Below are 5,093 nucleotides of genomic sequence, written 5' to 3'. Positions count from 1 at the left end.
ATATTATTATGGTGATATGGACAATGCTTATAGAGAGTTTAATGATATCTATAAAAAGACACAGGTAACTTATCCTTTATTTTATTATGCTGAAAAAATATATAAATCATCATTAAATACAAAGAGATTCATGCAGATTTGTGCCAATATAGGTAAATATTTTGGATATAATTATTATGACAATGTAGATTTGCTTCCAGATGAGTTTAGAAAATATGTTTACCCTAGATATTTTGATGAATATGTTGTACCTGAGGCAAAATATTATAAAATAGAGCCAAATTTTGTATATTCTATAATGAGAGAAGAGAGTTTGTTTGATGTAAAAGCAAGGTCCTATGTTGGAGCAATGGGGCTTATGCAATTAATGCCAACAACTGCTGCTGCTGAAAATAAAAAAGCAAGATACAGATATAACCCTCTAAATCTAACAGATGCCAAACAAAATATTAATATTGGTATATCTCATTTAAGTTGGTTATTCCAAAGCCAAAATGCTAGCAATTATGCCTTAGTTGCCGCTAGCTATAATGCTGGTTCTGGAAGAGGAAACAGATGGAAAAAAGAATATGGTACAAATAATATGTATCGTACTGCAAGGTTTATAGATATAGAAGAAACAGAGTTTTATGTTGAAAGAGTAATGAAAAGCTATGAATATTATAGCAGATATTATAAAAATTAATTAATATTTTATACTATCTTTATAATATTTTAGCCCTTTATATGGAGCCCTTAACTCATAATTTATAATATTATTGTACCAATCAACATAATCAAAATTTTCAACTTCAGACATAATAGAATGCTTTTCTTCTGTATGTATATCATATTTATTAAACATCATAGCAACAGTTTGAAGTATATAATAAGCAAATATATCATTTAAAGTTTTGCTGTCAATTTTTACAACACCTCTTTGTGATGCAAAAACTTTATTATTAGAAAGAAAAGGATAAGTGCTAATTACAGCTAAAGATTTTGTGTTTTCAATATTTTTATTTTCAAGCACTAATCTATCTATTACCCCACCCTCAGATATAGCTTTGGCATCAGCTCCTTTATAGTTTGCTGTTATAGGCATATTTATTATTATAATATGAGAATCTATTTTAGAATCTTTTAAGGCACTACCTATAACTCTCCAATACTGTGCCGTATACATAGCTACAATATCTTCTCTAAGCAATTTTTTGCCGTTTGATAATGGTGTATTCCAAAGTGTTAATATATTTTGTTTAAAATTAGGTGCTATATTTGAGGCTAATTCTTCTAATGAGGTTGTTGAACTATCATAGTCAAATAAAGTTTTTAGACTGCTGTAGGTTTCATTAGAAAGAGAATAATAAAGAATATTTTTTGCTAAAATACTACTACTTGTTTTTTTTATATCAATATAATCTTTTTTAAAAAGTTCAATATTCTTATTTAAAAGTTTTCTATTATTCTTATAAAAATCTTCAGCATTAATTCCTTCTTTTAATACATACTTTATTTTATAACCTAATAAATCATAAGTTAATAATGGAAGTTTTGAATTAAAAATATAAAAAAAGTCTGATGGATTTAATGCTGCTATATTATTATCTTTAACATATGTAATATTTACAACATATTCTTTATTTTTATTTAACGGTTTTATAGTTTTATTGCAAGAGAAAAGTATAAATATTAGTGTAAGAAAGAATATTTTTTTCATAATAACAAATCACTCAGACATAGAACCACTTACACCATATGCTTCTATTCTTTCAGTTTCTATATAATATCTAATCTCTCTGCCTCTAACAATACTATTTTCTTGAGAAAGGTAAGGATTTTCTCCCCATAGCCTCAAATATTTAGCTTTATCAAAATATGTAGCCCAAGCACTTTGAGAGTTCATATCCTTCATTTCAACATGCACATTTCCATTAGCCCTTAATTTTTCATCATCATTAAATATCTGCATCGTAACTGAAGTAATTTTCATACTTCTATTTTCTAAATAAGCATGCGGAGCTCCGCTAACTGTAGCAACTTTAGTATCAGGGTCAAGATGAAGCAAATCGCCCTCTAATGATATACTTTCATCATAATCTACCATAACAACGTCATTGTGAAATATAATATCCCTAAACTTCTCATCTCTTTTATATTCTATCCACTCTCCGAAAGATATTATACCTCTGTCTGGTATTCTCACCGAAGGCTCTTGATACATATATATATGTTCATTATCCATATCATATATAATGTATCCGCCTCTAAGTATCATATTCTCTTCAAAGAAATAAGCATTAACATTACCATAAGCATATAAAAATCTATTAGTTTGATTAGCCCCACCTTTTTCATCTAAAAAAAGTCTATCCGCTGTTACAATATTATAATTACTAACCTTGCTATTTTTATTCTCATTAGTTTCACCAGTTTGAACATAATCATTAGTTTGAAGTATATATATCTTGCTTCTTCCCATAACATTTGCTGTAGAAGTTTTTGCATTATACTCTAATATCTCACCTTCTATCCTATCACTGCCCTGATAAAGTCTTGGATTTCCTTTTAATATAGAAATTTGTGTATCCATATCATAAATCAACTCATCAGAATATCCATCTGTTCTTCTATCATTTTCTTTGTCTATATGTATAAGATGAACATTGCTAATAGCTTTTGCAGTAGGTGTATTAAAATCTCTCTCCATAAGCATACTTTTAATTGTCATATTATTTGTAGATGAGCGAAGTATTGGATTATTTCTAGCGTATGCATATCTAGTTTTACCATTATAACTAGCATATCCTGCATCTATTGTAGAGCCATTAGTTTTACTTAAAAGCCTCACCTTTCCTGTAAATGTGGCAAGTTCTGTTTCTTTATAAAAAGTCATCTTATAGCTTGTTATTAAAGCTGATTTATCTTCTAATCTTGAATTACCTGTATATTGAAAAACTTGGTTTTTATTATCGTAAGTAAATTTATCAGCACTTCTTTGAGATTGAGGTATTAATGGAGATATTAAAACAAATAAAATTATAAATGAATAAAAAACTTTACTCTTCAGCAATTGGCACTCCTATAGCATCACCTTCATCTTTTTCATTATATACTGTTATATTTTCCATAGCCAAATCTCCTTCCATACTACTTCCAGTAAGCCAACTTCCATCTTCCTGCTCTACTCTAATAGGTACAGGGCTTTTAAAATGGCTTTTCTCATGATCATACTGTACATACTCAGTGTATAAAGTACTATTATTAGAAGCCTTTGCAACAACATTAGTAAATATTTCTGTATATAAAGTGTTTTTATTTATTTTAGCAAACTCTCCAGATACTCTAGCAGCAATAGTACCATCAGCATCATAAGTATAATTACGAGAATCATATAATTCTATCAAAGCTCTGCTGTCATAAAATTTGGCATTAGTTGCAAACATATCCATTTGTTTAAAATTTGTAACATAGCTTTCTCTTCTAAAACCATAAAATTCCATCTCAGGAGGACGCTCGAAATTTTTATCTCCTGTATCCTGACCTATCTTACTAAAATCAGTACAAGAGATTATAGAAAATATCATTATATTAAAAAGAATAAAACTCTTTGAGAACCTCTTCATAATTCCCCCTAGCCTTTAATACCATATCTATAGCACCCCTTACAGCACCATTTCCTCCCTCTTTATCTAATACTATATTAGCAATTTTTTTTACTTCTTTGATAGCATTTTTTGGTGCAAAAGAAAATCCAACATATTTTATAGGTGCTAAATCTATGATATCATCACCCATATAAGCAACTTCTTCATTTTTTAAACCATATTTTTCTATTAATGTCAAAAGAGCAGGCATTTTATATTCTTCGCCCTGTATTAAATCTTCAAAACCATGTACCCTAAACTTATCAAATCTTTGTTTTACACAATTAGCCTTGCTTCCTGTAATAACAGCAATTTTTATACCAGCTTTTAATGCCATTACTATGCCCATACCATCTAAAGTATTAAAAAATTTAGTTTCTACACCATTATCATCAAATATAAGCTTACCATCGGTCATAACGCCGTCTATATCAAAAACAAACAATTTAATTTTTTTGAGTTTTTTAAGATTAAAGTAGTAGGATAAAAAAAGTTTTAAATTCATGATTATATTGTAATTGGGGCTTACAGGACTCGAACCTGCCCACCCGGTTTAGGAAACCAGTGCTCTATCCTGATGAGCTAAAGCCCCTTATTTAAAGAAGCTCAAACCAAATCGGAGAGTGTGGGACTCGAACCCACATGGGTGTTAGCCCGGCGGTTTTCAAGACCGCTGCTCTACCAATTGAACGAACTCTCCAAAATTAAATATGTCATGTATTATAACATACTTAAAATAAATTTCAAGTTTTTATTTATAAAAAATTATTTACAAATTGGTTTCATCTTTACAACTTATATACAAAACATAAAAATCTACATTGATATTCAATAAAACCTTTACAAAAAATGAAAAATTATGTATTTTATATTGACTTATATATTTTTTATATTAAAATCATTCATATGAGACAGCAAGAAATGACACCTATATTAGAAAATTATTTAGAAACTATCTACAATTTAGAAGTAGAGAAAAAGTTTAAAGAAGCTATTAGAATTACTGATATAGCAGATTTAGTGGGACGCTCAAAGGCAAGCGTTAATACAGCTATAAAAACATTATCCAAATTGGGTCATATAAAACATGAACATTACGGAGATATAGAATTAACAGATTCTGGAAGAGCCATAGGAAAAGATATAGCTGAAAGACATGCAATATTTTATTACTTCTTAACTAAAGTCTTAAATATAGATGAAAAAATAGCAGACGAGGAAGCTTGTTTAATAGAACATGCTATGAGCAGAGATACAGTGCATAAGTTTAAAGAGTTCCTTTGCGATTATTGTAAGAAAGAAAATATTTTAAACAAACAAAATTGATTATCTAAATCAAATAAATATTTATAATATTTTATAAATATATTTGTTTATAATATAATCTATGTATTCTAAAAAAATATAAGATAAAAAATCATTACTATTATTTTTTAAATTCTTTTTTATAAAGTTTTAATTATAATT

6 protein-coding genes and 2 tRNA genes are annotated in these 5,093 nt (G+C 28.2%); 2 read left to right on the top strand and 6 right to left on the bottom strand.

The features are described 5' to 3' along the window. On the top strand, positions 1–685 hold a 685-nt coding region (locus E6A48_RS00175; protein WP_219708038.1), incomplete at its 5' end, for a lytic transglycosylase domain-containing protein. Here E6A48_RS00175 and E6A48_RS00170 read toward each other — a convergent pair. From E6A48_RS00170 to E6A48_RS00145, 6 genes are all read right to left on the bottom strand, one after another. Continuing rightward, a complete protein-coding gene (locus E6A48_RS00170) occupies positions 686–1,699 on the bottom strand; it encodes a hypothetical protein (protein WP_219708037.1) in 1,014 nt (337 codons plus the stop codon). It abuts the gene before it with no gap. Positions 1,700–1,708: 9 nt separating this feature from the next. Continuing rightward, entirely contained in the window at positions 1,709–2,992 is a 1,284-nt protein-coding gene (locus E6A48_RS00165) for an LptA/OstA family protein (RefSeq protein ID WP_219708039.1), read from the bottom strand. 46 nt (positions 2,993–3,038) lie between these two features. After that, on the bottom strand, positions 3,039–3,605 hold the full coding sequence (gene lptC / locus E6A48_RS00160; protein ID WP_219708036.1) for an LPS export ABC transporter periplasmic protein LptC: 567 nt from the start codon (positions 3,603–3,605) through the stop codon (positions 3,039–3,041). After that, on the bottom strand, positions 3,571–4,131 hold the full coding sequence (locus E6A48_RS00155; protein WP_219708035.1) for a KdsC family phosphatase: 561 nt from the start codon (positions 4,129–4,131) through the stop codon (positions 3,571–3,573). Before E6A48_RS00155 ends, lptC begins: the two co-directional genes overlap by 35 nt. A gap of 14 nt (positions 4,132–4,145) precedes the next feature. Then, positions 4,146–4,218 (bottom strand) — tRNA-Arg (locus E6A48_RS00150). Positions 4,219–4,243: 25 nt separating this feature from the next. Continuing rightward, a tRNA-Ser gene (locus E6A48_RS00145) sits at positions 4,244–4,326 on the bottom strand. A 221-nt stretch (positions 4,327–4,547) separates the two neighbouring features. On the opposite strand from E6A48_RS00145, the gene E6A48_RS00140 reads away from it, so the two are divergent. Next, positions 4,548–4,952: a metal-dependent transcriptional regulator gene (locus E6A48_RS00140; protein ID WP_013243109.1), complete on the top strand. Its 405-nt coding sequence runs from the start codon at positions 4,548–4,550 to the stop codon at positions 4,950–4,952. Positions 4,953–5,093 lie beyond the last annotated feature (141 nt).

The organism is Brachyspira pilosicoli, assembly GCF_019402445.1.
In the GTDB taxonomy this organism is placed as follows: Bacteria; Spirochaetota; Brachyspiria; order Brachyspirales; family Brachyspiraceae; genus Brachyspira; species Brachyspira pilosicoli_B.
This window is presented reverse-complemented; position numbering and strand designations above follow the sequence as displayed.

Coding starts and splice junctions, on each gene's coding strand:
- E6A48_RS00170 (WP_219708037.1), bottom strand. CDS start 1,699: ATGAAAAAAATATTCTTTCTTACACTAATATTTATACTTTTCTCTTGC.
- lptC (WP_219708036.1), bottom strand. CDS start 3,605: ATGAAGAGGTTCTCAAAGAGTTTTATTCTTTTTAATATAATGATATTT.
- E6A48_RS00155 (WP_219708035.1), bottom strand. CDS start 4,131: ATGAATTTAAAACTTTTTTTATCCTACTACTTTAATCTTAAAAAACTC.
- E6A48_RS00140 (WP_013243109.1), top strand. CDS start 4,548: ATGACACCTATATTAGAAAATTATTTAGAAACTATCTACAATTTAGAA.